The organism is Bradyrhizobium sp. (assembly GCF_016462955.1).
GTDB lineage: Bacteria > Pseudomonadota > Alphaproteobacteria > Rhizobiales > Xanthobacteraceae > Bradyrhizobium.
In genome coordinates this window covers 1-1,692 of sequence record NZ_JAEMSD010000859.1, presented here as the reverse complement: position 1 = coordinate 1,692, position 1,692 = coordinate 1, and the positions used below count along the sequence as shown (strand labels likewise).

2 protein-coding genes are annotated in these 1,692 nt (G+C 65.0%); both read left to right on the top strand.

What is annotated here, in order from left to right:
* Positions 1–63 precede the first annotated feature (63 nt).
* The gene (locus JHD07_RS39270; RefSeq protein ID WP_291631989.1) at positions 64–408 is read left to right on the top strand and encodes a 2Fe-2S iron-sulfur cluster-binding protein; all 345 of its coding nucleotides are present in this window, start codon (positions 64–66) and stop codon (positions 406–408) included.
* A gap of 52 nt (positions 409–460) precedes the next feature.
* Positions 461–1,672 (top strand): ABC transporter substrate-binding protein, encoded by a 1,212-nt coding sequence (locus JHD07_RS39265; protein WP_291631987.1) that lies wholly within the window; start codon positions 461–463, stop codon positions 1,670–1,672.
* Positions 1,673–1,692: the final 20 nt, after the last annotated feature.

The following is a 1,692-nucleotide window of genomic DNA, read 5'->3' as shown; positions in this document are numbered from 1 at the left end:
GCGCAGGCGCCTGCCGTCGGACCCGCGCCTGCAGGGCTGGTGACGGATCTGCGGGGCGATGCGATAGCCGAACTCAGGGATGCCCGGCGCAGGCTCCAGGCCGACGGCCCCGTCTTTGTCGGAGACCGCGTCGAGACCGGCGACGGCGAGAGTGCCATGCAGGCGGCGACCCGCCACGGCCTCGACGGCATTCTGGCCGAATGCGGCGGCAATGCCATGTGCGCCACGTGCCACGTCTATGTCGACGAGAGCTGGCTCACGCGCCTGCCCGATATGGCGGATGACGAGGACGCGCTGCTCGACGGCACCGCCGCCGAGCGGCGGCCGAACAGCCGGCTGTCCTGCCAGATCAAGATCACGCCCGCACTCGATGGGCTCGTGCTGAGGCTGCCCGAACGGCAGGTCTGATTTTCTTAGAACGCGCCGGCAAAGACCGGCAATCGAAACAGGGAGGGACAAGATGAAGTGTCTGAAGTGGACGTTTGCGCTGGCCGCCAGCCTGGTCACCGGCGCCGCGAATGCCGAGATATCCGACAACGTCGTTCGAGTCGGCGTGCTCAACGACATCTCCGGCATCTTCCAGGACACCAACGGCATGGGCTCGGTCGAGGCCGCGCGCATGGCGGCGGAGGATTTCAACGGCGGTGGCAAAGGCATCAAGGTCGAGATCGTCTATGCCGATCACCAGAACAAGGCCGATGTCGGCAACGCCATCGCGCGCAAATGGCTCGACGTCGAAGGCGTCGACGCCATCGTCGACGTGCCCAACTCGGCCGTCGGCCTCTCGATCAACGCGCTTCTGCGCGACAGCCGCATGACGTTCCTCGCATCCTCGACCGCGAGTTCGGATCTCACCGGCAAGGCCTGCTCGCCGAACACGATCCAATGGGTCAACGACGCCTGGGCGACCGGCAACACCACGGCAGCCGCGATGGTGTCGCGCGGCGGCAAGGACTGGTACTTCCTCACGGTCGACTACGCGCTCGGCAAGGGCATCGAGGCGGAAGCGCAGAAATACATCGAGTCGCACGGCGGAAAGGTGCTGGGCTCGTCCAAGCATCCGCTCGGCACCTCCGATTTCGCGTCCTTCCTGTTGCAGGCGCAGAGCTCCAAGGCGCAGGTGATCGGGCTTGCCAATGCCGGCGGCGACACCATCAACGCGGTGAAGCAGGCCGCCGAGTTCGGCATCCAGCAGAGCGGCCAGAAGCTCGTCGCCTTCCTGCTCTTCATCAACGACATCCACGGCATGGGCATCAAGGTCGCGCAGGGGCTCCAGCTCATGGAAGCCTTCTACTGGGACATGAACGACGACACCCGTGCGTTCGCCAAGCGGTTCGCCGCGCGGCCCGGCATGAACGGCAAGATGCCCAGCGGCAACCAGGCCGGCGTCTACGCATCGACGCTCGCTTATCTCAACGCGGTCGCCGCCACCGGCAGCGACAATGCCAAGCAGGTCGTGCCGGAGATGAAGAAGTTCAAAGGCAAGGACAAGCTGTTCGGCGACACCGCCATCCGCCAGGACGGCCGCGTCGTGCATCCGATGTACCTGTTCGAGGTGAAGAAACCGGAGGAGTCGAAATATCCGTATGATTACTACAAGCTGGTCTCGACGATTCCGGCGGAGCAGGCGTTCCGTCCGCTGGCGGAAGGCGGATGTGAGCTGGTGAAGTAGGAGCGCGGTCTGCTTTCACC